This window comes from Sphingomonas sp. Sphisp66, assembly GCF_047324325.1.
GTDB lineage: Bacteria > Pseudomonadota > Alphaproteobacteria > Sphingomonadales > Sphingomonadaceae > Sphingomonas.
Genome location: NZ_CP168508.1, coordinates 1174219 through 1198415, shown reverse-complemented (window position 1 = coordinate 1198415; position 24197 = coordinate 1174219). Strand labels below are relative to the sequence as shown.

At 68.2% G+C, this 24197-nt stretch carries 22 protein-coding genes; 12 read left to right on the top strand and 10 right to left on the bottom strand.

Features of this window, described 5'->3' with window-relative positions; translation table 11 throughout:
• Positions 1-32 precede the first annotated feature (32 nt).
• From ACEN8G_RS05735 to ACEN8G_RS05725, 3 genes are all read right to left on the bottom strand, one after another.
• Positions 33-362, bottom strand: a complete 330-nt coding sequence (locus ACEN8G_RS05735) for a hypothetical protein (protein WP_413417132.1) — start codon at positions 360-362, stop codon at positions 33-35.
• Positions 363-501: 139 nt separating this feature from the next.
• Entirely contained in the window at positions 502-1470 is a 969-nt protein-coding gene (locus ACEN8G_RS05730; RefSeq protein WP_413419277.1) for a quinone oxidoreductase family protein, read from the bottom strand.
• A gap of 48 nt (positions 1471-1518) precedes the next feature.
• A complete protein-coding gene (locus ACEN8G_RS05725; RefSeq protein ID WP_413419279.1) occupies positions 1519-2085 on the bottom strand; it encodes a TetR/AcrR family transcriptional regulator in 567 nt (188 codons plus the stop codon).
• 78 nt (positions 2086-2163) lie between these two features.
• On the opposite strand from ACEN8G_RS05725, the gene ACEN8G_RS05720 reads away from it, so the two are divergent.
• Complete coding sequence (locus ACEN8G_RS05720; protein WP_413740753.1) at positions 2164-3387, top strand: MFS transporter; 1224 nt, start codon at positions 2164-2166, stop codon at positions 3385-3387.
• 225 nt (positions 3388-3612) lie between these two features.
• Here the strand turns inward: ACEN8G_RS05720 and ACEN8G_RS05715 are convergent, their stop codons facing one another.
• Positions 3613-4059, bottom strand: a complete 447-nt coding sequence (locus ACEN8G_RS05715; RefSeq protein ID WP_413418376.1) for a DUF1348 family protein — start codon at positions 4057-4059, stop codon at positions 3613-3615.
• A gap of 188 nt (positions 4060-4247) precedes the next feature.
• Here ACEN8G_RS05715 and ACEN8G_RS05710 point away from each other — a divergent pair, with 188 nt between their 5' ends.
• The gene (locus tag ACEN8G_RS05710; RefSeq protein WP_413418374.1) at positions 4248-5288 is read left to right on the top strand and encodes an alpha/beta fold hydrolase; all 1041 of its coding nucleotides are present in this window, start codon (positions 4248-4250) and stop codon (positions 5286-5288) included.
• Between the two features lie 5 nt (positions 5289-5293).
• Positions 5294-5833 carry a cytochrome P460 family protein gene (locus ACEN8G_RS05705; protein WP_307118467.1) on the top strand — a complete coding sequence of 180 codons (540 nt, stop codon included), beginning with the start codon at positions 5294-5296 and terminating at the stop codon, positions 5831-5833.
• Between the two features lie 134 nt (positions 5834-5967).
• Here ACEN8G_RS05705 and ACEN8G_RS05700 read toward each other — a convergent pair whose 3' ends face one another.
• Positions 5968-8703, bottom strand: a complete 2736-nt coding sequence (locus tag ACEN8G_RS05700; RefSeq protein WP_413418372.1) for a TonB-dependent receptor — start codon at positions 8701-8703, stop codon at positions 5968-5970.
• Positions 8704-9076: 373 nt separating this feature from the next.
• Here ACEN8G_RS05700 and ACEN8G_RS05695 point away from each other — a divergent pair, with 373 nt between their 5' ends.
• The 3 genes from ACEN8G_RS05695 (at position 9077) to ACEN8G_RS05685 (ending at position 12333) form a co-directional block, all read left to right on the top strand.
• Positions 9077-9817 (top strand): GntR family transcriptional regulator, encoded by a 741-nt coding sequence (locus ACEN8G_RS05695; protein ID WP_413418378.1) that lies wholly within the window; start codon positions 9077-9079, stop codon positions 9815-9817.
• Between the two features lie 72 nt (positions 9818-9889).
• Positions 9890-10771, top strand: a complete 882-nt coding sequence (locus tag ACEN8G_RS05690; RefSeq protein ID WP_307118464.1) for an IclR family transcriptional regulator — start codon at positions 9890-9892, stop codon at positions 10769-10771.
• Between the two features lie 266 nt (positions 10772-11037).
• Positions 11038-12333 carry an L-fuconate dehydratase gene (locus ACEN8G_RS05685; protein WP_413418370.1) on the top strand — a complete coding sequence of 432 codons (1296 nt, stop codon included), beginning with the start codon at positions 11038-11040 and terminating at the stop codon, positions 12331-12333.
• A 184-nt stretch (positions 12334-12517) separates the two neighbouring features.
• Here ACEN8G_RS05685 and lldD read toward each other — a convergent pair whose 3' ends face one another.
• Entirely contained in the window at positions 12518-13654 is a 1137-nt protein-coding gene (gene lldD / locus ACEN8G_RS05680) for an FMN-dependent L-lactate dehydrogenase LldD (protein ID WP_413415772.1), read from the bottom strand.
• 95 nt (positions 13655-13749) lie between these two features.
• On the opposite strand from lldD, the gene fucP reads away from it, so the two are divergent.
• The 6 genes from fucP to ACEN8G_RS05650 are packed head-to-tail and all read left to right on the top strand — an operon-like array spanning position 13750 to position 18835.
• Positions 13750-15033, top strand: a complete 1284-nt coding sequence (gene fucP, locus ACEN8G_RS05675; protein WP_413415771.1) for an L-fucose:H+ symporter permease — start codon at positions 13750-13752, stop codon at positions 15031-15033.
• Complete coding sequence (locus tag ACEN8G_RS05670) at positions 15030-15368, top strand: L-rhamnose mutarotase (RefSeq protein WP_413415770.1); 339 nt, start codon at positions 15030-15032, stop codon at positions 15366-15368. Before fucP ends, ACEN8G_RS05670 begins: the two co-directional genes overlap by 4 nt.
• Positions 15365-16390, top strand: a complete 1026-nt coding sequence (locus ACEN8G_RS05665; RefSeq protein ID WP_413415769.1) for an aldo/keto reductase — start codon at positions 15365-15367, stop codon at positions 16388-16390. Before ACEN8G_RS05670 ends, ACEN8G_RS05665 begins: the two co-directional genes overlap by 4 nt.
• Before the next feature lie 2 nt (positions 16391-16392).
• Positions 16393-17217: an amidohydrolase family protein gene (locus ACEN8G_RS05660; protein WP_413415768.1), complete on the top strand. Its 825-nt coding sequence runs from the start codon at positions 16393-16395 to the stop codon at positions 17215-17217.
• 12 nt (positions 17218-17229) lie between these two features.
• Positions 17230-17967: an SDR family oxidoreductase gene (locus ACEN8G_RS05655; protein WP_413415766.1), complete on the top strand. Its 738-nt coding sequence runs from the start codon at positions 17230-17232 to the stop codon at positions 17965-17967.
• Positions 17968-17992: 25 nt separating this feature from the next.
• Positions 17993-18835, top strand: coding sequence for a fumarylacetoacetate hydrolase family protein (locus tag ACEN8G_RS05650; protein WP_413415765.1), 843 nt, complete (start codon positions 17993-17995; stop codon positions 18833-18835).
• Positions 18836-18883: 48 nt separating this feature from the next.
• On the opposite strand, the gene ACEN8G_RS05645 is transcribed toward ACEN8G_RS05650, so the two are convergent.
• The 4 genes from ACEN8G_RS05645 to ACEN8G_RS05630 are packed head-to-tail and all read right to left on the bottom strand — an operon-like array spanning position 18884 to position 24195.
• Complete coding sequence (locus ACEN8G_RS05645; RefSeq protein WP_413415764.1) at positions 18884-19468, bottom strand: Imm5 family immunity protein; 585 nt, start codon at positions 19466-19468, stop codon at positions 18884-18886.
• Positions 19469-19481: 13 nt separating this feature from the next.
• Entirely contained in the window at positions 19482-22982 is a 3501-nt protein-coding gene (locus ACEN8G_RS05640) for a DUF4123 domain-containing protein (RefSeq protein WP_413415763.1), read from the bottom strand.
• 3 nt (positions 22983-22985) lie between these two features.
• Positions 22986-23318 carry a PAAR domain-containing protein gene (locus tag ACEN8G_RS05635; RefSeq protein WP_413415762.1) on the bottom strand — a complete coding sequence of 111 codons (333 nt, stop codon included), beginning with the start codon at positions 23316-23318 and terminating at the stop codon, positions 22986-22988.
• Positions 23319-23355: 37 nt separating this feature from the next.
• Positions 23356-24195 carry a peptidoglycan-binding domain-containing protein gene (locus ACEN8G_RS05630; RefSeq protein ID WP_413415761.1) on the bottom strand — a complete coding sequence of 280 codons (840 nt, stop codon included), beginning with the start codon at positions 24193-24195 and terminating at the stop codon, positions 23356-23358.
• Positions 24196-24197: the final 2 nt, after the last annotated feature.

Below are 24197 nucleotides of genomic sequence, written 5' to 3'. Positions count from 1 at the left end.
AAGATGGGAAGCGCCCGCCCCGATGCCAACGGTCAGGCGACCTTGGCGGCCTCCGCGCGCCGGAGATATTCGTCGGCCATCTCGAAGCGGATCCGGCGCACCGCGGGATCGTCGCTATTCGAGGCGCGAGCGCGTTCTTCCCGGGCGCGGCGCTGGAGATAGGCCTGCTCGTCTTCCTCGGGCTCGGGCTCATGGACCTTCGCCTCGCGCTGCGGCCCATCCGGCTTCTTCGGCTCGGTCGCCAGCGCCTCGTACATCGCCGCAAGCGTCAGATATTGCTCGCGCGCGGACCCGCTCAACTGCTCGGCCATCTCGCGCTGGCGCGCGGCACGGGCCTGATAATAGTCGTGCTGCTTGCTCATCGACCCAATCCCCGCGTCGCGGGTTCATATTAGGAGACGTCGCGCAAAAGCGAAGATTATCGACGCAGCAACGGTCGCTCGTCGGCGGCGGTCCGTCGCATATCATGGACCGCCGCCGCCATTTTGGGAAGAGCCTTGCTCAGGGGATGAGCAGCAGCTTGCCGGTGCTCGCCCGGCTCTCCATCGCCGCATGCGCCTGCACCGCATCGGCCAGCGCATAGTCGGTCGCGGGAGCGACCCGCAGCTTGCCCTGGCGCACCCAGTCGAACAGCCGGGCGGTGCGGGCACGGAGCAGTTCGGGAGTGTGGATATGGTCGAAGAAGGTCGCGTAGCCGATCTTGATGCTGCGCGGCAGGCTCATGATGTCGATCCGGCCGGGCCCGCCCAGCACCGGGCCGAACCAGCAGAAGGTACCCGAGCGGCGCAGCGACGCCAGCGAGTCTTCGAAGGTCGCCGGGCCCGAGCCGTCATAGACGACATGCACGCCCTCGCCCCCGGTCAGCCGCAGCACCTCGGCGGCGAAATCGCCCTCGGCATCGACGATGACATGGTCCGCCCCCGCCGTCCTGGCCGCCGCGACCTTCGCCGTGCTCGAGACCCGGCCGATCACCGTGCCGCCGCGCAGCTTGACGATCTGGGTGAGCAGCTGCCCCAGCCCGCCAGCGGCGGCATGGACGAGGGCGACGTCGCCGGGCTGGACCGGGTAGAAGTCGGTGGCGAAGTGGCTGGCGGTGAGGCCCTGCATCATCAGCGAGGCGGCGGTGCGGTCGTCGATGTCGTCGGGGACCGGGACCAGCGCGGCGGCCGGAATGGCAAGGCGCTCGGCATAGCTGCCCGGGGCATAGACCCAGGCGACCCGCTGGCCGATGGCCAGATCGGTCACCCCTTCGCCCAGCGCCAGCACCCTGCCCGCGCCCTCGACGCCCAGGGCGCGGGGCAAGGGCAGCTCGTGCCAGGCCATGCCGTTGCGGACGCCGATGTCCATGAAGTTCACGCCGGCGGCAGCAATCCCGACCAGCACCTCCCCGGGGCCCGCAACAGGCTCATTAAGTTCAAATATATCAACGACTTCCGGACCACCAACTGCGGTCATGACGACGGTCTTCATATGCGGACTCCTATATTGAACGGTCATTCCAGAATTAGTCAAAAAAACTCAGCGCAGGGCGCGCATCGCAAGGCCCACCAAGGCAGAGAGCTGCGCCGGCCCCGCCCCCGCACGCGCGGCGAGGCGGATGCTGGAGATGGTGGTGATCAGGAAGGCGGCGAGGCTATCCATGTCGAGATCGGCGGCGACATCGCCCTGCTCGCGGGCCAGGGCCAGCGCCCCCTTAATCGCGCGGACCAGCGTGGCCGACGAAGCCTCGCGCAGCTTGACCAGATCGGGCCGGCTGCAGCCGAACTCCACCGTGGAGCCGACGCCGAGACAGGCACTGTCCGCCTCCGCCACCACCCGATCGAACATCGCACGGATGCCCTCGATCGCGCGGTCGCGGCTCGCCAGCAGATCGGCGTGCGCCCGCACCTCTTCCTGAGAATAGCGTTTCACCGCAGCGAGATAGACGCCCCATTTGTCGCCGAACGTATCGTAGAGGCTCTGCCGGCCGATCCCCATCGCATCGACGAGCATCTGCGCAGAGGCGCCCTCGAAGCCATGCTCGCGGAAAACCTCCACGGCAGACTGGACGGCGGTATCGACATCGAATTCGCGGGGACGTGCCATGCAGGGGAGATAATGTACTGGAACGATCGTTCAAGATGTGGTTCAGGAAGAAATGGACACCGGAACATTCGCACACCGATGATTGCACCAGGCTGGTATCGCGACCTCGATCCGAACGGCCGGCGGGCGTTCGGCTCCACCTATGCGGCGTTCAGCATGGACGCCATGAACATCCAGCTCTACTCGTTCACTTTGCCGGTGCTGCTGACGCTCTGGCAGCTCTCCCCTTCGGCCGGCGGACTGCTCGCGACGGTGACCCTGGTCGCCTCCGCCGCCGGCGGCTGGCTGGCGGGCCTGCTCTCCGACCGGCTCGGCCGGGTCCGGGTGCTGCAGGCGACGATCCTGTGGATGGCGCTGTCGACCATGGCCTGTGGCTTCGCCCAGAACTACGAGCAGCTGCTCGTCTCTCGGGTGATCCAGGGCGTGGGCTTCGGCGCCGAATGGGCGGTGGGCGCGGTGTTCATGGGTGAGATCGCCGCGGCGGCGACGCGCGGCCGGCTGGTCGGCACCGCGCAGAGCGCCTGGGCCGTCGGCTGGGGGCTGGCCGCGGCGAGCTCCACCCTCGCCATCGCGCTGCTGCCGCCGGAGCCGGGCTGGCGCGCGGCCTTCTTCCTGAGCCTGCCGATGGCCGCTGTCATCTTCCTCGCCCGCAAGCGTCTGCACGAGTCCGCGACCTTCCTGGCCTGTCCGGGCGCGGACGACTGGCACCGCATCTTCGCCGCCCCGATGCTGGGCAACACCCTGCGCGGCTCGCTGCTCGCGATCGGCACGCATGGCGGCTATTGGGCGCTGGCGACCTGGTGGCCGACCATGCTCAAGCTCGAGCGCGGGATGACCAACGCCCAGGCCGCCACCCATATGGCGATGCTCGTCGGCGGATCGCTGGCCGGCTATGCGCTCGGCGCGACGCTTGCGGACCGTATCGGACGCCGAGCGACACTCGCACTGTTCGCGACCGGCGGGATCGTGACCGTGCTGGCCGCGACCGAGCTGCCGGTCTCCGATGCCGTATTGCTCGCGCTCGGCGCGCCGCTCGGGCTGTTCGCCATGGGGCTGTACAGCGCGATCGGCCCGGTGCTGAACGAGCTCTACCCGACGCGGCTGCGCGGATCGGGGCTGGGCTTCTGCTACAATGTCGGGCGCGGCGTGGCCGGGCTGGCGCCGTTCGCGGTGGGCGGCAGCATCGCGACGTACGGGATCGCGCATTCGATCGGGATCTATGTTTCGGTCGCCTATGTGCTGGTGCTCGCGGCGGCGGGGGTGCTGCGGGAGACGCGGGGGTTGGAGTTTGTGGGGGCGTAGGCGGGCTAGCTTCTGTTTTCGTCATCCCCGCGAAGGCGGGGATCCAGGGTAAGGGAGGACGAACGAAGAAATCGAGCACATGCCAGACGGAGATTCCAAGGCAAGCCGTCAGCGCACAGCGTGTGACTCTGGATCCCCGCCTTCGCGGGGATGACGATTGAAGGGAGGGAGCGGCCTTGCCCCTCTCCCCGGCCCTCTCCCCTGAAGGGGAGAGGGAGATTCTGGCTAAAACCCCAATTCCGTCAGGCTTGGATGGTCCGCCGGCCTTGGCCCGGCCGGCCAGCGCAGGGCGCGTTCGCGTTCCTGGATCGGGTGCTCGTTGGCGGCGGTGAGGCGGCGGCGGATGAGGCCGGCATGGTCGAGCTCGATCTCCTCGCTGCCATAGGCGCGGAACCAGGTGCCGCTGTCGCTGTGGAATTCGGCGGCGTAGCGGACGCTGAGCCGCCCGGCGCTTTCCGACCAGGGCTCGTGCAGCACCCGCAGGTCGAGCGCGCGGCGGAACTGGCGGTCGAGGAAGCCGCGGATCTGCTCGCGCCCCCACAGGAAGGTCACCCGGTTGCGCCACTGGCAATCGATCGTGTGGCTGAGCAGCAGCGCATCGAGGTTGCGCATGTTCCAGGCATTCTCGGCATCGCGGACATGCCATTCCGTCGCCGGACTGAATTGGGGCATCGGTCTTCCAGCTTCACAGGGCGTATTGCCGCTTATGGCGCGCGTGCCAGAGTGGTAGCCAGTTAGACGCTGTTAGTTTCCGCCCGGAGCGGGCCGCCCCTCACAGCGGATCACAGCGATTAACGGGCGGCCGGTGCCTGGCTGGACTATCTCGGACCGGTACCCACGCTGCCCCGAAAGGACCGATCATGTCGAACCTGATGCCCGAAACCGTCACCGATCGCCGCGGCTTCGTCCATGGCGCCGCCGCCATCGCCGCCCTGCTCGGCGGCGCCGTCACCGCCCAGGCCGCCAGCGCCTCGCGCGGCGCCGCGCCTGCCCCGGCCTCGTTCGGCCCGGTCAAGCAGGTCGATGCCGGCCCGCTCAACATCGGCTATGTCGAGATGGGACCGGCGACCGGCCCGGCGGTGCTGCTGTTCCATGGCTGGCCCTATGACATCAACGCCTTTGCCGAAGTCGCCCCGCTGCTGGTCGCGCGCGGCTACCGCGTGATCGTCCCCTATCTGCGCGGCTATGGCAGCACCGTCTTCCGCTCCGCCGATACGTTCCGCAACGCGCAGCAGGCCGCGATCGCGATGGACGGGATCGCGCTGATGGACGCGCTGGGCATCAAGAAGGCGATCGTCGCCGGCTTCGACTGGGGCGCCCGCACCGCCGACATCATGGCGTTGCTCTGGCCCGAGCGCTGCACCGCTTTGGTCTCGGTCAGCGGCTATCTGATCGGCAGCCAGGCCGCCAATGCCGCGCCGCTGCCGCCGGCGGCCGAGCTGCAATGGTGGTACCAGTTCTACTTCGCCACCGCGCGCGGCGAGGCCGGCTATGCCAAGAACACCGATGCGTTCAACAAACTGATCTGGCAGCTCGCTTCGCCCAAGTGGAATTTCGACGATGCGACCTATGCGCGCACTGCGGCGTCCTTCGCCAACCCCGACCATGTCGCGCTGGTGATCCATAATTATCGCTGGCGGCTGGGTCTGGCCCAGGGCGAGGCGAAATATGATTCGATCGAGGCGAAGCTGGCGACCACGCCGGTGATCACCGTGCCGACGATCACGATGGAAGGCGACGCCAATGGCGCCCCCCACCCGGCGCCCGAGCAGTATCGCGGCAAGTTCACCGGCCCCTATGAATTCAGGCTGATCAGCGGCGGCATCGGCCACAACCTGCCCCAGGAGGCCCCGGCCGCCTTCGCCAAGGCGGTGCTCGACGTCGCCAGGATGGTGGGGTGAAGGGCATGAAGATGCAGCGTCTTTCCGCCGCCGGCCTTGCGCTCGCGACCCTGGTCTTCGGGGTCGCGGCCAGCTGGCCCAGGCAGGAGCAGCAGCCCCAGCGCTCGCCGGTGTTCGGCGTCGAGCTGCCCAAGGGCTATCGCGACTGGCAAGTGATCAGCGTCGCGCACGAGGCGGGCAAGAACAACGATATCCGCGCCATCCTGGGCAACGACATCGCGATGAAGGCCTTTCGCAAGAATATCCGCCCCTTCCCCGACGGCGCGATCATCGTCCGCGTAGCGTGGCAGTATGAGTCGTCGCCGCGCAACGACAGCGTCTTCCCGGCGCCCCAGTCGTTCGTGGCGGGTGCACCGACCAATGTGCAGGTGAGCGTGAAGGACTCCAAGCGCTATGCCGCGACCGGCGGCTGGGGCTATGGCCAGTTCGAAAAGGGCGTGGCGGACCAGAATGTCGCGCTCACCCAGTCCTGCTTCGCCTGCCACATCAAGCTGGACGCGATCGACAAGCAGGCGGACCTCGTCTTCACCAACTATTCCGAATAGCTCCAGGCACAAAGAAGCCGCCCGTAGCGGAGCACGGGCGGCGAGGCTTGGGTGCCGATCTTGGAGACCATCGGCACCTCGGGAAAACGGAGGGGCTCCGGGCGCGGGAGGAACGGCCGCGCCCGGAAACTTGCTTACATGCGGAACGAAGCGCTCAGCGAATAGACGCGCCCGTTCTTGTAGACCGAGGTCGGGAACTTCGGATCCGAGCTGTACTGGTAATAGGTCTCGTCGAGCAGGTTCGATGCCGAGGCACTGACCTGCAACCTGTCGGTGACGTTGTACGAAACCGAGGCATCGAGCTGGCTGTAGCCGTCGGTATAGTCCTGCGACTGCTGGCGGCCGAAGCGGTAGAAATACTTCGAGCGCCGGTTGAAGCTGACCCGTGCCTGGAACGGCCCCTTCTCGAAATAGGGGACGAGGGTGAAGGTGTCGCGCGACAGATAGGGCAGGCCCGTGGGCGAGCCGGTATCAGCATCGGTGAAGGTGTAGTTGGACTGGATGCCGAAGCCCCAGAACAGATTGGCGTTCGCGGTGAGCGAGAAGCCGGTGACCTTTGCCTTGCCGCCATTGACCGGCCGCGAGATCGAATATTCCAGCGTGCGGCCGGTCACCGTGTTGGTGAGGCTGACGCCGTCCTGCACCGCGTTGCCGATATAGTTCGACACGTCGCGGTAGAAGACTTCACCCGAGATGTAGCTCGCCGGGGCGAAATACCATTCGGCGGACAGGCCGAAATTGGTCGCCGCATAGGGCTTCAGGTCCGGATTGCCGCCGCTGCCCGAGCGGGTGGTGTCGTCGAGCGAGAGCGAGCCGGCGAGATCCGAATAGCGCGCACGCGCCATCACCTTCGCCGCCGAGGCACGCAGCACGACATTCTCGCCCGCCTGGAAGATCAGGTTCGCGGCCGGCAGGAAGCGGTTGTCGTCGGTCGTCACCTGGGTCGGTGCGAAGACGCCGCCGCTCTGCACGTAGAATTGCGACTGGTCGCGGGTGAAGACGTAGCGGCCACCGATATTGCCGCGGAAACGGCCGGCCTCGAAATTGGCCTGGACATAGCCGGAGACGATCGTCTCCTTGACGTGGAAATACTGGTCCTTGGAGAGACCGCGGTTCACGTTGATCGTGCCGTACTTCTCCAGCGTCGCGCGGATCGCATCGGCATCGAGCGTAGCATAGGGCGTGCCGTTGCCGCTCACCCCGAGGCCGTCGAACAGGTTGCTGTCGAGGACATAGGGGTTGAGGTCGGCGAGCGTGAAGTTCTGGTTGGTGAACGCCGCGCCGCCATAGGTGGTGTTGCTGTTGTTGTGGCTGGCGAAGCGCGCGCCGAACAGGATCTTGTTGATCGGGCCGAGATTGACGGCACGCGACACGTCCGCCTGGCCGAACAGCTCGCGGTCCTGCGTCTTCTCCGCGAAGGTGATGCCGCCGATCTGGCGCCCGAAGAACGGGTTGCCGCCATTGGCCGCGAGCACCGCCGGCTCGCTCTGGTTTTCGCCGCCGAGCGCCGTGAAGTTGCCCAGCCAGTGCGACGGGTCGCTCGCCGGATACTGCCAGTTGACCAGCGTGTCCTTGCCGTTGGTCCCCGAGGTGAACCCCTGCTGGGTGCGGAAATCGAGGAGATATTCGGGGTCCTTGCCGCCCGAGGCGCGGGTGCCGCCGAAGTTCGCGGTGATCACCCAGTCACCCGGCTTCCAGTCGAGCATCAGGGTGAGCGAGTCGTTCTTGACCCGGGTGCGGCGGAAGTTGGTGTCGAGCTGGCCGGTGGCGCCGGTGCTGCCGGCGGGGAGGCCGGCGAAGGTCGCCGAGGTGACCATGCCGTCGGCATAGGTCGCGCTCTGGAGCAGCGAGCCCTCATAGCCATAGGTATATTGGGAGTTCGACAGATTGTCGTAATTGCCGCGGATCACCAGCGCGGTGCCGGTGAGTGTAAGGTTGTCGGCGGGGCGGACCTGGATCGCGCCGGAGAAGCCGATGCGCTCGCGCTCCTGCTTGAAGAATTCGCGGGCGAGGAACGAGGCGACGCGCGCCTTGCTGAACTCGGCGATCATCGCGGCATTGGGCAGCTGGCCGTTCAGGGTCGGACCGCTGGTGACGCGGCCGTCCGCGCCATAGATGATGTTGCCGTTGGCGTCCTTCGGATAGCGGTCGAGCAGAGCATCACCGGTACGGTACCAATAGACTGCCGAGCCGGCGCGGCTGAGCTGCTCCTTGTCGTAGTTGACCGCGCCGAGGAAGCCGATCGTGTCGTCCTCGTTGTGCCAGCTGTAGAGCGCCGAGCCGCGGAAGCTGCCGCGCTTGGCACGGCTGTTATACTCGCCGCCGCCGGTGATCGCGACGGTGTTGGGCTTCAGGTCGAGCGGCTTGCGGGTGACGATGTCGACGCTCGCGCCGATCGCGCCTTCCTGGAGGCGTGCCTCGGGGGTCTTGTAGACGACCGCCTGGCTGATGATCGTCGGCGAGAGCAGCGAATAGTTGAACGAGCGGCTGGAGCGATCCGAGGGGTTGCCGCCCCAGTCTGCGGAGGCGACCGAATGGCCGTCGATGGTCAGGCGGTTGAGCGCCGGCTCGACGCCCGCGATGGAGAGCTGCTCGCCCTCACCGAACTGGTGGTCGACGGTGACGCCGGGCAGGCGCGAGAGCGACTCCGCCACGTTGCTGTCGGCCAGCTTTCCGACATCCTCGGCGCTGATCACGTCGACGATCGAATCGGCGCGCTTCTTGGTCTCGATCGCGTCCTGAAGGCTCTTGCGGATACCCGTGACGACGATCTCGCCTTCCTGCTGGGAAGGCACCGAATCCTGCGCATAGGCCGGGATGGCAGCACAGGTGAATGCCGTGCCGATCAGGAACTTGAGTCGTAGATTCATCTATCAAACCCCCCTCGCTTGCATCGCAGGGCTGACCCACGCCAGCCCGGATTTCCTGCGGATACAGATTGTCTGCAGCGCCTCTCCCGACCGGTTTTTGCGAATCCGGGCTTCGGGGCGCCTGAGGACCATTGTGTAACCACGAGGGAACCAATCACGCAACAGTTTTTGCAAATATATTTTGTATATGAAAACTAAGCGTGTCATTTGGCCTTCAGGACAGTATGTTGCGCCGGGCAGGACGAGCCGAAGGAGGGGACAAATGTACGAGACAGGCACCTTCGCGCTGACCGCGGCGACGCGCGCGGAACCGCTCCGGCAGGAGCAGCCCGCCGAGTCGATTGGTCTCTTCCGGTCCGAGCCCGGCGAGGCGATTCCGGCGAGCCGTCCTTCGCTGGGCGCGCTCGTGGCGCACGGCCGCAAGCCGCTCTATGCCCAGTTCGCCGAGCTGCTGCGCAAGGCGATCCGCGACGGGCGCCTTGAGGCCGGCGCCACCCTGCCCGCCGAGCGCGACCTGGCCGCCGAATATGGCCTGTCGCGCATGACCATCCGCAAGGCGATCGCGGAGCTGGCGGAAGACGGGCTGCTGTCGCGCAAGCAGGGCGCGGGCACCACCGTCACTCGCCGCATCGAGCAGAATTTCTCGCGGATCAGCTCCTTCTCCGAGGAGATGGCGGCGCGCGGGCAAGTGGCGAGCAGCAGCTGGATCCTGCGCGCCCAAGGCATCGTCACGCCTGCCGAGGCGATGCAGCTCAACCTCTCCCCCGGCGCGCCAGTGATGCGGTTCCACCGCGTCCGCATCGCCGACGGCGCGCCGATGGCGATCGAGTTCTCGACCGTCCCCGCCTATTGCCTGGACGACGTGCACGAGGTTTCCGAATCGCTCTATGCCGCCCTCGCCCGCACCGACCACCGCCCGGCACGCGCCCTGCAACGGCTTCGCGCGGTGCCCTTCACCGCGTCCCAGGCGCGGCTGCTCCATGTCGATCCCGGCACGCCCGGGCTGCTGATCGAGCGCTGCGGCTTCCTGCGCGACGGCCGGCCGGTCGAATATACCCAGTCCTGGTATCGCGGCGACGCCTATGACTTCGTCGCGGAACTCTCGGACCTCTGACCGATGGCAGCACTCGCAACGCCCATGCGCGGAAGGCATGACAAGCCGTTTCCGCTACGCTAGCGTTCCCCGATGCCCCCCAAGCCCGCATCCCAGCGCAAGCCGGCCGCAAAGACTAGCCAGTCGGACGACAAGTCCGCGTCGCCCAACTACAGCGCCCCCGCGCTGGAGAAGGGCATCGACGTGATCGAGCTGCTCGGAAACGAGCCGTTCGGCCTCACCATCACCGAGATATCGCAACGCCTCGGCCGCTCGGTGAGCGAGCTGTTCCGCGTGATCGTCGCGCTGGACCGCCGCGGATGGCTGCACAAGGATGCCGCGAGCGACCGCTACCGCGTCACCTACAAGCTGCTCGAGCTCGCCCACCGCGCCACGCCGGCGCAGGAACTCACCTATGTCGCCGCGCCGCGCATGCACGACCTGGCGGTGGCGACGATGCAGTCCTGCCACCTCGCGGTCGTCAACGAGAGCCGCGGCCTGATCGTCGCGCGCCAGGAAAGCTCGGGCCCGACCGGATTCGCCGTGCGCCTGGGCACCGAGATCCCGCTGGAGAACAGCTGTTCGGGCCATGTGCTGCTGGCATTCATGGACGAGGCGCGGCGCGAGGAAGTGCTCGGCGAAGCGCCGTCGAGCAAGCTCGCCAAGCGCCTGGCGACGGTGCGTGCCCAGGGCTATGAATCGATCGCCAGCTCGCGGCTCGCCGGCGTTTCCGACCTTTCCTGCCCGATCTTCGGCTTCAACGGCAGTGTGGTCGCGGCACTCACCATCCCGTATCTGGCGGTGATCGACGATGCGCCGCATCTGTCGCTGGAAGAGACGCTCGCGCTCCTGAAGGCGGCCGCGCTCGACATATCGACCGTGCTGGGCTGGTACGACCGCGAAGAGGCGCCGGTGGTGCCGAGCCTCTCGGTGCCGGAACCGAAGCGCGTGCGCCGGAGCCGCAAGGCCGGCTAGATTCGCGGCGCACGCCGGCCGGGAAACCTGCCCTGCGACGTGCGGAATCGCGCGATGGATGGCGCCCGCGCCCTGGATCGACGACAATGGCATTTGGCGGGTCCGCTCCGCAGCCGCGCGCCTGTGCCTTGCGCCCCTCCGAGAGGAGAAACATCCGATTTCATCTAGAAATCATATTTCCATATACAAAATGAACTTGGCTTAATATGGAAAGTCTCCAATCGTACCCGATGTTTGTTTCCTCCAGTCACAGAGAAAAATCGCCAATGACCGTGATCACCGGCCTGCGCGTGCTGGATATCAGATTCCCGACCAGCCTTTCGCTGGACGGCTCGGATGCGATGAATCCCGATCCGGATTACTCCGCCGCCTATGTGATCCTGGAGACGGACATGCCCGGCCTCAGTGGCCATGGCCTGACCTTCACGATCGGCCGCGGCAACGAGGTCTGCGTCGCGGCGATCGAGGCGCTGCGCCCGCTGGTGGTCGGCCAGTCGCTCGACACGATCCGTGCCGAGCCCGCCGCTTTCTGGCGCCATATCACCGGCGACAGCCAGCTCCGCTGGATCGGCCCCGACAAGGGCGCGATCCATCTTGCCACCGGCGCGATCGTAAACGCTGTCTGGGATCTCTGGGCGAAGGCCGAGGGCAAGCCGGTGTGGAAGCTGGTCGCGGACATGTCGCCGGCCGAGCTCGTCGGGGCGATCGACTTCCGCTACATCACCGACTGCATCACGCCCGAGGAGGCGCTGGCGCTGCTCGAGGCGCGTGCCGCCGGCAAGGAAGAGCGGATCGCGCTGCTCCGCGCCGAGGGCTATCCCTGCTACACCACCTCGGCCGGCTGGCTCGGCTATGACGACGCCAAACTGCGCCGCCTGGCGCAGGAAGCGATCGACGCCGGCTTCCGCCACATCAAGCTCAAGGTCGGCGTCGACCTGGCGGACGACGTGCGCCGCGTCGGGATCGCCCGCGAAGTGCTGGGCCCCGACCGCACGCTGATGATCGACGCCAACCAGGTCTGGGAAGTCGACCAGGCGATCGAGTGGGTCAACGCCCTCGCCTTCGCCAAGCCCTTCTTCATCGAGGAGCCGACCAGCCCGGACGACGTGCTGGGCCACGCCCGGATCCGCGCCGGCATCGCCCCGGTCAAGGTCGCGACCGGCGAGATGTGCCAGAACCGCATCCTCTTCAAGCAGTTCATCATGAGCGGCGCGATCGACGTGGTGCAGATCGACGCCTGCCGCCTGGGCGGCGTCAACGAAGTGCTGGCAGTGCTGCTGATGGCGACGAAATACGACCTGCCGGTCTGGCCGCATGCCGGCGGCGTCGGCCTGTGCGAATATGTCCAGCATCTCGCCATGATCGACTATCTCTGCTTCGCCGGCACGCGCGAAGGCCGGGTGATCGAATATGTCGATCACCTCCACGAGCATTTCCTCGATCCCTGCGTGATCCGCTCGGCCGCCTATATGCCGCCCGAGCGCCCGGGCTTCTCGATCGAGATGAAGCCGGAAACGCTGACCCGCTACCAGTACCGGCCGGGGCGCGGCCAAGCGGCCTGAGCGGCTGGGACTCAACTAGCATGGACCCCAAAAGCCCTCCCCCTTGATGGGGGAGGGTTGGGTGGGGGTGACCTCTCCTCATAGGACAGCCTCAGGAGGAGAGGTCACCCTCACCCTCCCACCGCCTTTGGCGGCGGGCCCCTCCCTCTCCCATCAAGGGAAAGGGGTTTATTCATCAAAGGCATTAGCGCCTGTCGAGCAACGAGGAATCGATCTCCGCGATCGTGCGCGCGCCGGCCAGCGCCATGGTGGTGCGCATCTCGGCGGCGAACAGATCGAGCAGGCGGGCGACCCCCGCCTCCCCCGCCGCGGCCAGCGCATAGGCCCATGCCCGGCCAAGCAGCACGCCCTCGGCGCCCAGCGCCAGCATCCGCACGACGTCGAGCCCGGAGCGTATGCCCGAATCCGCCAGCACGGTGAGTTGCCCCCGCACCGCTTCCGCCACGGAGGGCAGCGCACGTGCGGTCGAGAGCGCGCCATCGAGCTGGCGCCCGCCATGGTTGGAGACGACGATGCCGTTCGCGCCAAGCCGCGCCGCATCCCGCGCATCCTCGGGATCGAGAATGCCCTTGATGATCAGCGAACCGTCCCAGGCCTCGCGGATCCATTCGAGGTCGCGCCACTGGACGGTGGGATCGAAATTGGCGGCGAGCCAGCCCATGAAATCCTCGAGCCCGCTCGCCTCGCCCAGCACCGGCGCGACATTGCCGAGGATATGCGGCCGTCCGCGGACACCGACGTCCCATGCCCAGCCCGGCCGGCCCGCCGCCTGCAGGAGGCGCCGCATGCCTGCCATCGGCCCGGAAAGCCCGCTATGCGCATCGCGGCGGCGTGCGCCGGGCACCGGCATGTCGACCGTGAACACCAAAGTGTCCACGCCTTGCGCCTTGGCGCGGGCGAGCAGGTCCCGCATAAAGCCCCGGTCCCGGATGACGTAGAGCTGGAACCAGATCGGCCTTGAGGATGCCGCAGCGACCTCGTCCAGGGCGCAGACGGATACCGTGGAGAGACAAAAGGGTATGTTCCGATCCGCAGCCGCACGCGCGGCCTGCACTTCGCCGCGGCGCGCATACATGCCCGTCAGGCCGACCGGCCCGAGCATGAGCGGAAGCGCGAGCTGCTGCGAGAACAGGGTGCAGGACAGGTCGACCTGGCTCACGTCGCGAAGGACGCGCTGGCGGATGGCCAGCGTCTCCAGATCGGCCTGGTTGCGCCCCAATGTCAGCTCCGCCCCGGCCCCGCCATCGACATAGTCGAACAGGAAGCGCGGCAGCCGCCGCTGCGCCGCCCGGCGGAAATCACTGGTCGAAGTGGCGATCATCAAGGCGTCCCTATCTTGTTTTTTCCTATGAACTTGTATTTTAAATACGCAATTATAAAAGAGCATATCCGGCCTTGCCGGGGGAGGAACCTGTAATGGCCAGTAGCGCGTCCACAGCCGCACCGCCGATCATCGAGCGCCGCTATGCGGTCGCCTTCGCGCTCGTCACCACGCTGTTCTTCTCCTGGGCGCTGGCGGCCGCGCTCAACGACGTGCTGATCCGCCAGTTCCAGAAGGCGCTCGACCTCACCCGCACCGAAGCGAGCCTGATCCAGTTCGCCTTCTATGTCGGTTATTTCTGCGCCGCCATTCCCGCCGGCCTGCTGATCCGTCGCCTGGGCTACAAGAACACGATCCTGATCGGGCTGGCCTGTTATGCGGGCGGCGCCTTCCTCTTCTATCCGGCGGCGGCCACCGAGCAATATGGCCTGTTCCTCGCCGCGCTCTACGTGATCGCGATCGGGCTCGCCTTCCTCGAGACGGCGTCCAACCCCTATGTGACGATCCTCGGCGCCCCGCAGACCGCCTCCGCGCGGCTGAACCTGGCCCAGTCCTTCTACGGGATCGGCGCGGTGATCGGCCCGATCATCGGCGGGCTCTTCATCTTCTCCTCGAACGAGCGCACCCAGGCGCAGATCGCCGCGATGGCGCCGGCCGAGCGCGCCGCCTGGCGGTCCGCCGCGGCGACGGCGGTGCAGGGCCCCTATGTCGCGATCGGCGTGGCGGTGTGCCTGCTCGCGCTGCTCATCGCGCTTACCCGCTTCCCGGTGCTCGAACAGGCGAAGAAGACCGCCGGCAGCGGCCGCCCGCTGTTCGCCGTGCTGCGCCATCGCCGGCTGCGCGCGGCGATCTTCGCGCTGTTCCTCTATGTCGGGGCCCAGGTCGGCGTGTGGAGCTTCTTCATCGACTTCGCCAAGAGCCAGGCGCCGCAGCTGAGCGAGCAGGCCACCGCCTTCCTGCTTTCCGCGAGCCTGGGGATGCTGATGATCGGCCGGTTCAGCGGCGCCTTCCTGCAGAAGCGGATCGCGCCGGCGCGGCTGCTCGCCGTCTATGCGGTGGCGAACGTGGTGCTGTGCGGCTTCGCTGCCTTCGCCACCGGCATGCCCGCGGTCGGCGCGCTGTGGCTGACCAGCTTCTTCATGTCGATCATGTTCCCGACCATCTTCGCGCTCGGCGTCGAGGGGCTTGGCGAGGAGACCGAGAGCGGCGCGGCCTTCCTGATCATGGCGATCATCGGCGGCGCGGTGTTCCCGCCGCTGATGGGCCTGGTCTCGGAGCGGATCGGCGGCGTCCACCACATGATGCTGGTTCCGATGCTCGCCTTTGCCGGCGTATTGGGCTTTGCCGTGCTGCGACTGCGTGAAGGACTGGCCAAGTGACGCGTGCCCTGTTCGCCCTCGACCTGGAAGATGATCCGGACCTGATCGCCGCCTATGAGGCGCGCCACGCGCCGGGATCGGTATGGCCGGAGATCGTGCGCGACATCCGCCGGCGCGGCTATCGCGAGATGGAGATCTGGCGCGTCTCCAACCGCCTGGTGATGCTCGCCGAGATCGCGCCGGAGGGTCTCGCCCCTTCCGATCCCGAGATCCAGCCGATCGTCGACCAATGGGAAGCCGAGATGGACGCCTATCAGCGCCCGATCGCGTCCGGCAGCCCGAAATGGCTGCCGATGACACGGATCTTCGCGCTCGACGAGCAGCCGCCGGCATGATTCCGACACGGACGATTCCCCGCGCCAAGATCGAAGTCAGCGAGATCGGGTTCGGCGCCGCGCCGCTGGGGAACCTGTACCAGCCGATCACCGACCTCGAGGCGCGCGCCACGCTCGAGCATGCGCTCGCGGCGGGGATGAACTATGTCGATACCGCCCCGCATTACGGCCATGGGCTGAGCGAGCGGCGGACCGGCGATACGCTGCGCGCGCGCGCCGGCGTGGTGCTCTCGACCAAGGTCGGGCGGCTGCTGCGCGCCGATCCTGCGCTGCGGGGCGACGGCGAGCGGCAGGGCTTCCGCTCGCCGCTGCCCTTCGAGCGCCATTTCGACTATTCGCATGACGGCGTCCTGCGCTCGTACGAGGACAGCCTGCAGCGCCTCGGCCTGGCGCGGATCGACCTGCTCTATGTCCATGACATCGGGACGCGGACGCATGGCGCGGACAATGCGCGCTATTTCGACCAGCTGACGAAGGGCGGCGGTTTCCGGGCACTGGAGCGGCTGCGCGACGAGGGCGCGATCGCCGGCTTCGGCGTGGGGGCGAACGAGTGGCAGGTCGGGCTGGACGCGCTGCGCGCGGCGGACTGCGACGTTATGCTGCTCGCCGGGCGCTACACCCTGCTCGAGCAGGGTGCGCTGGCCGAGTTCCTGCCGCTCTGCCTCGCGCGGCAAGTCGCGGTGGTCATCGGCGGGGCGTATAATTCGGGCATCCTCGCGACCGGCACCGCGGCGGGGACCGGGCTGCGCTACGATTATGGCGAGGCCCCCGCGGAGATCGTGGCGCGCGTCGCCCGGCTCGAGACGGTCTGCCGGGAATATGGCGTGCCGCTCGCCGCCGCCTCGCTGCAGTTCCCGCTCGCCCATCCTGCGGTGGCGAGCGTGCTGCTCGGCCTGGGTGCGCCGCGGCAGGTCGAGGAGACGATCGGGCTGCACGCGTTCCGCATCCCGCCGCAATTCTGGCTGGACCTGCGCGACGCGGGCCTGATCGCCGAAGACGCGCCGATCCCGGCAGATCGCTGACGATGCGCGTCGACTCGCACTTCCACCTCTGGCGGCCGGCGCGCGGGGACTATGGCTGGCTGACACCAGCGACCGGCATCCTCTACCGCGACTATGAGCCGCAGGAATTCGCCCCGCTGCTGGTGGCGCACGGCATCGATGCCGCGATCCTCGTCCAGGCGGCGCCGAGCGAGGCGGAGACCGCCTTCCTGCTCACCCATGCCGAGACCCGCCCCTGGATCGCCGGCGTGGTCGGCTGGACCGACCTGGCGGCCGAAGACGCTCCCGCCCGTGTCGCGGCGCTGGCGGGAACGCCCAAGATCCTCGGCCTGCGCCCGATGCTGCAGGACCTGGACGACCCGGACTGGATCCTGCGCGACGCGGTACGCCCCGGCCTGGAGGCGATGGCGGCGCGCCGGCTGGTCTTCGACGCGCTGGTCCGCGCGGAGCAACTGCCCGCGATCCTTGTCCTGGCCACGCTGCATCCCGACCTGTCGATCGTCCTCGACCATTTCGGAAAGCCGCGGATCGGCGATGCGCCGGACCCCGCCTGGCTCGACGCGATCTCGGCACTGGCCGGCATGCCCAATGTCACGGTCAAGCTCTCGGGCCTGCTCACCGAGGCGCCGCCGCATGCCGATGCGGCCACCCTCGCCCCCTGGTTCGACCATGTCGCGCGCAGCTTCGGCACCGAGCGGATCCTGTGGGGCAGCGACTGGCCGGTGCTGACCCTGGCCGGCAGCCACGCCGGCTGGATCACCATCACGGACACCCTCCTCGCCGGCTGCGACCGCCGTGCGCGCGAGGCCATTTTCGGTGCCAATGCGGCACGCGTCTACAAGCTCTGACGGAGACAAGGAATGACAAAGGCTGGCCGGCTGGCGGGCAAGACCGCGCTCGTGACCGCAGCGGCGCAGGGTATCGGCCGGGCGACCGCGGAGCTCTTCGCCGGGGAAGGCGCCACCGTATGGGCGACCGACGTCAACCTCGACGGCCTGTCCGACCTTGCCGGCTGCCGGACCGCGCGGCTCGACGTGCGCGACGAAGCCTCGATCGCCGAGGCGCTCGCAAGCGCAGGCCCGCTCGACGTGCTGTTCAACTGCGCCGGCGCGGTGCCGGGCGGCACGATCCTCGACTGCACGGCCGAGCAATGGGCGCTGGCTCAGGACCTCAATCTCACCAGCATGTACCGGATCATCCGCACCGCCCTGCCCGCCATGATCGCGCGCGGCGGGGGCAGCATCGTCAACATGTCCTCGGTCGCCAGCTCGATAAAGGGCGTGCCCAACCGCTTCGCCTACGGCGTCACCAAGGCGGGCGTGATCGGCCTGACCAAGGCGGTGGCGGCCGATTTCGTCGGCCAGGGCATCCGCTGCAACGCGATCTGTCCGGGCACGATCGAGACGCCGTCGCTGCACGAGCGGCTGCGCGCCACCGGCGACTATGAAGCCGCCCTCTCCGCCTTCGTCGCGCGCCAGCCCATGGGCCGGCTCGGCCAGGCCGAAGAGGTCGCCGCCCTCGCCCTTTATCTCGCCTCGGACGAGTCCGCTTTCACCACCGGCCAGATCCATGTGATCGATGGCGGCTGGACCAACTGATTCCGCATCCTGAAGGAGCCTTGATATGAAATTGCTGCGCTTCGGCCCGAACGGCAACGAGAAGCCCGGCCTCGTCGATGCCGAGGGCAATATCCGCGACCTGAGCGGGATCGTCTCCGACATCGACGGCAGCACGATCACGCCCGAGAGCCTGGACCGGCTCCGCGCGATCGATCCGGCGAGCCTGCCGCTGGTCGAAGGCGATCCGCGCCTCGGCCCCTGCGTCGCGCGCCCGGGCAAGTTCCTCTGCATCGGCCTCAACTATGCCGACCATGCCGCCGAGACCGGCGCCGCGATTCCCGAAGAACCGATTATCTTCATGAAGGCGACCAGCGCGCTCTCCGGCCCGAACGATCCGATCGTGAAGCCCCGCGACGCGACCAAGCTCGACTGGGAAGTCGAACTCGCCTTCGTCGTCGGCACCGAATGCCGCTATGTCGACGAGGCGCAGGCCGAAGCGGCGATCGCCGGCTATTTCGTCTGCAACGACGTGTCGGAGCGCGCCTTCCAGCTCGAGCGCGGCGGCACCTGGGACAAGGGCAAGGGCTGCGACAGCTTCGGCCCGATCGGCCCCTGGCTGGTCACGGCGGACGAGGTGGGCGACACCAGCGACCTGCACATGTGGCTGGAGGTCAACGGCAAGCGCTACCAGGACGGCTCGACCTCGACGATGATCTTCCGTCCCGCCTTCATCCTGTCCTATCTCAGCCGCTTCATGAGCCTGCAGCCGGGCGACATCGTCACCACCGGCACGCCGCCGGGCGTCGGGCTTGGCCAGACCCCCAATGTCTGGCTCCACAAGGGCGACCGGGTCGCGCTCGGCATCGCCGGCCTGGGCGAGCAGCGCCAGGAAGTGATCGACGCCTGATCCGGAGACCGGGCCTGGCCGCATCACCGCGGCCGGGCCCGTGCCCCGTCAGATCCCATAGACTTGCGGGATCGCCGTATCGAGATACCAGGTCCAGAACGCCCGCCGCGCCACTGCGTCGGCGGGCCGGTCGTTCAGGCCGCGCGCCGCCGCCGAGGCGCACATATAGCTGGTGTCATAGGCCTCGGGATCGAGCTGCTCGTCGTCCTCCGCCTCCGGGATCGCGTCCTCATTGTCCTCGATCCGGGCTTCCATGACGGTGTTGGCGGCGGCGAGGCCGACGAACATCGCGGAGGCGTCGCCGGGATAGCTACGGCTCTCGACCACCTCGACATAGAAGCGGTCCCGCGCATCGCCGGCGGCCTCGTCCTCGATCGTTCCCGCGACACGCTGCGCGGCGATGTCGAGCATCTGGGTGACGCCCGCATCTCCCGGGAAACGCTCGTCCCAGCGGCCGATCACGTGCCGCACACAGGCATCGTTCAGCCGCACCCGGCGCACATAGCCGGTCCGCGCGTCGGACAGCGCAGCGAGATCGCGCCAGATCGCCGTCCGGCGCCCCAGCGACAGCGCGCCCTCCGGATTGCGCGCGAGATCGTCCCGGGCCGCCGCGATACTGTCTTGGATTGCCATTCAGTCCTCTTGTTCAAGGCTTGGGATCGCCCGGCTTCAGCACCGAGCCATCCGATTTGAAGATCCAGGTGCCGTTCGGATCGGTGACGACCTGGTCGGCGCCATTGTGCTGCGCCAGCTTGGAGAAATAGCCTTGGCAATCGGCGCACATCGGCTTGGACACGCCGATCGGGTGATCCGGGCTGAGCACCGACATCTGCTTCTCCGCGTGGGAGGCATTGTACTGGCCTGGGAAATCCTTGTCGAAGGGATGCGGCTCGAGCTCGTGGCCGATCTGGCTGGCCTTGTTCTGCACCTGCTGTGCCGTCGCGCCGTCGAACCCCTCGGGCCGGGGCTGCTTCCAGCCGCTCAGCGTCTTCGCATCGTTCGACGAGGTCGTCTTGACCGCATATTCCTTCTTGGTGAGGCCCGCCTTGGCGGTGTTCGCCCGGCCCAGCGCGGCCTGCGATTCCGCCACGTCCGCCGCGGTCGCCGCGCGCGGGGCGACCGGCGCCGTCTCCTCGGGCACCACGCCTCTGCCCGTGCCGGTGCGGCCGCCGCTGATATAGCGTCCCGCAGCACCAAAGGCGCCGCCCAGGCCAGTCGAGATCGCCGCGTCCTTCCAACTCCACGGGCGTGGCTTGCCGGTGGCATTGTCGATGCCCCAATCGGCAGCGTAGCCAATGAACCCGCTCGAAGCGCCTGCCGCAATGAAGGCGCCCAGCCCGGCGATCTCGGGCAGCAGCAGGAACGGCACCGATGCGATCGCACCGACCACCGCACCCTTGAGGCCGGCGAGCAGGATGCAGGAGAGGCAGAACTCCTTCTGGTTGAGCGCCTCGTTGACCATCGCGCCCGCAGCACCTGCCGCCGCGCCGGCGGCGACGATCAGCAATGGCCCCGAGATCGGCGCGGTCAGGACGACGACCGCTGCCACCGCCACCGCCGCGACGATCGCCAGCGCGGCCTTCCACCACAGGCCCGTCGGATCGGCACGGTTGACCGGATCGTTGCCGGCATAGGCGTAGAAATTGAGCCCGCCCGCCACGCCGATCGGATCGCGGCTCAGATAGCGGCCAAGCGCCGGGTCGTAATAGCGGAAGCGGTTGTAATGGAGGCCGGTCTCGGCGTCGTGATACTGGCCGGGCAGGCGCAACGGCTGGTCGATCCCGCCGGGCAGCGCCGCCATCGCGCCGAAGCCGCTGCGCTCGGCCTCCCAGGTAACCTTGCCCGCCGCATCGGTGAGCCGCATCGGCACGCCCAGCGGGTCGCAATGATATTGGTGGATCGCGCCGCCTTCGCGCAGGAACAGCGGCTTCCAGGTCTGCGGCCAGTAGCAATAGTCGCGGGCACGCTCGGTGGGCCCGCCCTGCCAGTCGCGGCCCTCGCCATGGACCTGCTCGACTTCGCGGATCAGCTGCTCGCCGGCCCAGACATAGCGGGTGATGCGCTGGGTGCCGCCCTGGCTGACTTCCTTCCAGATCCGCCGGCCGAGCGGGTCATAGCCGAAGCGGACCAGCCGGCCGCCATCGTCCTGGGCGCGGACCAGCCGGTCGAACCCGTCATAGGCATAGCGCCAAGCCTGCGCGCCGCCGCTGCGGGCGATGCAGTTGCCGCGCCCGTCATAGTCGAAGCGCTCGCTCCCCTGCCCTATCAGGCGGTTCAGCGAGTCGAACTGCGCCGGTCCGGCGGGGCCCGAGACGCGGTTGCCGGCACCGTCATAGGCGAAGGCCTCACTCGCCCCGTTCGAACGCTCGACCGCGAGAAGCTGGCCTTCCGCATCATAGCCGAAGCGGGTGGCGCCCAGCCTTGTATCACGCTGCTCGACCAGCCGGTCGTCGCCGTCCCAGGCGAAGCCCTGCTCGAACACCGGCTTGCCCGCCGCCTCGACGCGGACGCCGGTGGTGAGGCCGACGGGATTTTGGAAGGTGCTGGTGGCCAGCCCTTCGGGCGAAGTCAGGCGCCAGCCGGCGTCCTCCGGCGCATAGTCGATCGTGTGGCGCCGCCCGGCCCAGTCGGTGACGCTCGACAGGCGGAGATCGGCATCACGGGTGTAGCGGATCGTCTCGCCGGTGGGATAGGTCAGGCCGGTCAGCGTGCCGGCATCGTCATAGACATAGGCGACGCTCTGGTCGCCCTGCCGCTCCTCGATCAGCCGGCCGCCTTCGTCATAGGCCCAGGCGAGCGTGGCATCGCCGTTCCTGGCGGCGACGAGTTGACCCTTCTCGTCATAGGTGAAGGTCGCGACTTCCCCGTCGGGCGTCGCCAGCCGGATGACGCGTCCGGCCTCGTCCTGGACGACGTCGAGCACATGCCCGTCGGCGCGGGTGATCTGCTGGAGCTGGCCGGCGGGATCGAAGGCATAGGCCTCGCGGCGGCCATCGGCCTGGACCATCGCCTCGGGCCGCTCGCCCGCGCCATAGTCGAAGCGGGTGGCGTTGCCGTTGCCGTCGACCATCGCGACGAGCGTGTCGCCGTCATAGTCGTAGCGCTCGACCCGGCCGATCCGGTCGCGCTGGGCGGCGATGAACTTGCCCCGCGTGTCGCGCGTCGCCTCGATGCCGGTGTCGCGGTAGCGGATGCCCGAGAAGCTGCCGTCCGGGAAGTCGATGCGGGTCAGCCGGTGCTGCTCGTCATAGCCCGCCCGGAACCGCGTCTCGCCGCCGCGCGAGACATGGGTGATGTCCCCCGCCGCGTCATAGTCGAGGCCGAGCGTCAGCCCGGAAGGGAGCTTGAACCCCTTGAGTTGCCCTCTTTCGTTGCTCGCCACCCGCCATTGCCGGCCGAGGGGGCTGGTGACGCGATCGAGCATGCCGCTCGCCCCGAAGCCCAGCCGCATGACGCCGCCATCGGGGTTGGTGACCAGCACATCGTCCGATTGCGGCTCGCGCCGGGCCTTTTGCGGGGTGCCTTCGAAGCTCGCGGCGATCCGGTCGCCGAGCGCGCGGCGGCGAAAGGCGGCGACGTTCGCCTCACTGATCCGGTGGCGGGCGCCGACGGCGGCGCGCGGCGCGGCGCGGACGATCTCCGGCGCGCGATAGGCCATCATGCCCTCGCCGCGGGCATCGACGGTCAGGAAGGCCTGGACCGGGCCGAAAAAGGCGTTCAACTCGTCCGGGGTCGAGCTGCGCAGGAAGGCGGGAAGCAGCCGGGGATCGTAGAAGCGGAACAGCCAGCCCGCCCCTTCGGGCGAGCGGACCTTTAGGAAGCGGCGCAGGTGCCGCCGGGTCGCGTCGAACCCCGCGCTGGAGATCAGGAACACGCCCCAGGGCTGGCCGTCGAAGCGCGTCGCCAGCGCCTCGGCCTGGGCGGGGTCGACGCGGAACAGATAGGGCGCCTGCTCGCGATAGTTGATCGCGGCACGGCCGAGATAGAGGCAGGCCGCCCGCCCCGGCCCCGCCTGCTCGGCCATGGCCGGGATGTCGGGCGAGATGCAGCCGTCGACCAGCGCATAGAGCTGCCCCGCCGCCGCCCAGCCGGCGACGTCGCGCGCGGCGACGGGCGCGAACAGGATCGGGGGCGCGGCGCTGGCCATCCGTTATTCGGTGACGAAGGGCGCGCCGCTGCCGTGCGCGTCGCCAAGCGTGGAGCTGCGCGCCTTGGCGCCGTCGCCGATCAGCACGGTCGGCGCGCCGGTGGCGATCTTGCCGCCATGGCAGGTGCTGTCGCCGATCCGCGCCGCTTCGTTGTTGCCGATCTTCACCGTCGGGCAGCCGCTCTCGATCTGGCTGGGGCTGCCGCAATCGAGCGTGTCGCCCTTGCGCGCGGCGGGCAGGCCGCAGATCAGCACCGACTTCTCGCCGGTCATGATCGTGCCCTTGTTCTTGATCGGGCAGGCTTCGGTATCGGTAATCCGTGCGGCGGGCGGCATGGTCTACTCCCAGATACGCGGGGTGAGGCTGGAACGCTCAACGGCCATTGGCGGACCAATGCGGCGGATCGCTCGCGAGCTTGAGCAGGCCATAGGTCGCGCCCACGGCGTGGAGATCGGTGTTGGTGTTGCCCGATCGCGGCTGGTCGATCCTGTGGGTCTGGCCGGCAGCGTCGAGGATGTCGATCGGGCCGTCCCAGCTTATCGTCATGTCGATCGCGGTGCCCTCGATATGGTTCGAGGTGAGCGAGGGCTTGAAGGCGATGTGGAACAGGTTGACCATCGCCTGGGCCGCGCGGCGCGAGACGGTCGGGTCGCCATGGTCCCAGAGGATGTCGACCTCCGGATTGGCGGGCACTGCGCCGGGCTGGACCGCACCGTGGGCGACCTGCCAGGCATAGTGCATGATCCAGGCGCGGTTGCGGTTGCGCAGGGTCGCGCTCACCCGGACGGTCGCGCCGGCGCGCTGGAGCGCGGCGATGAAGCTGCTCGTCTGGGTGGCGAAGGCAGGCGCCAGGTCGGCGACGCGGTCGCTATTCGGGAAGCGCGCCTCGTTGGCGCTGAACCAGGCCGCGCCGCTTAGCCTCGGCAGTGCCGCCTGGGCGCGGAGACGGTCGCGCAGCAACGTGGTCGGCTGGGTGTCGGCCAGCGCGGTCCAGGTCCGGCCATTGGGATCGACCCGCCCGTCCGAGCGCCCGCCCAGCACCAGCGACTGGTAGCGGCCGATCGCGGCCATAGTGGCGTTGTCGATCACGCCATTGGTCGGCAGCGGCTGCAGCCCCATCTCGCCGACGCGCAGGTTGAGCAGTTCCTGCACCTGCGCGACATCGGCGGGAACATTGGCGCCGCCTCGGCCTACGGATCCGGTGATCGGCACGT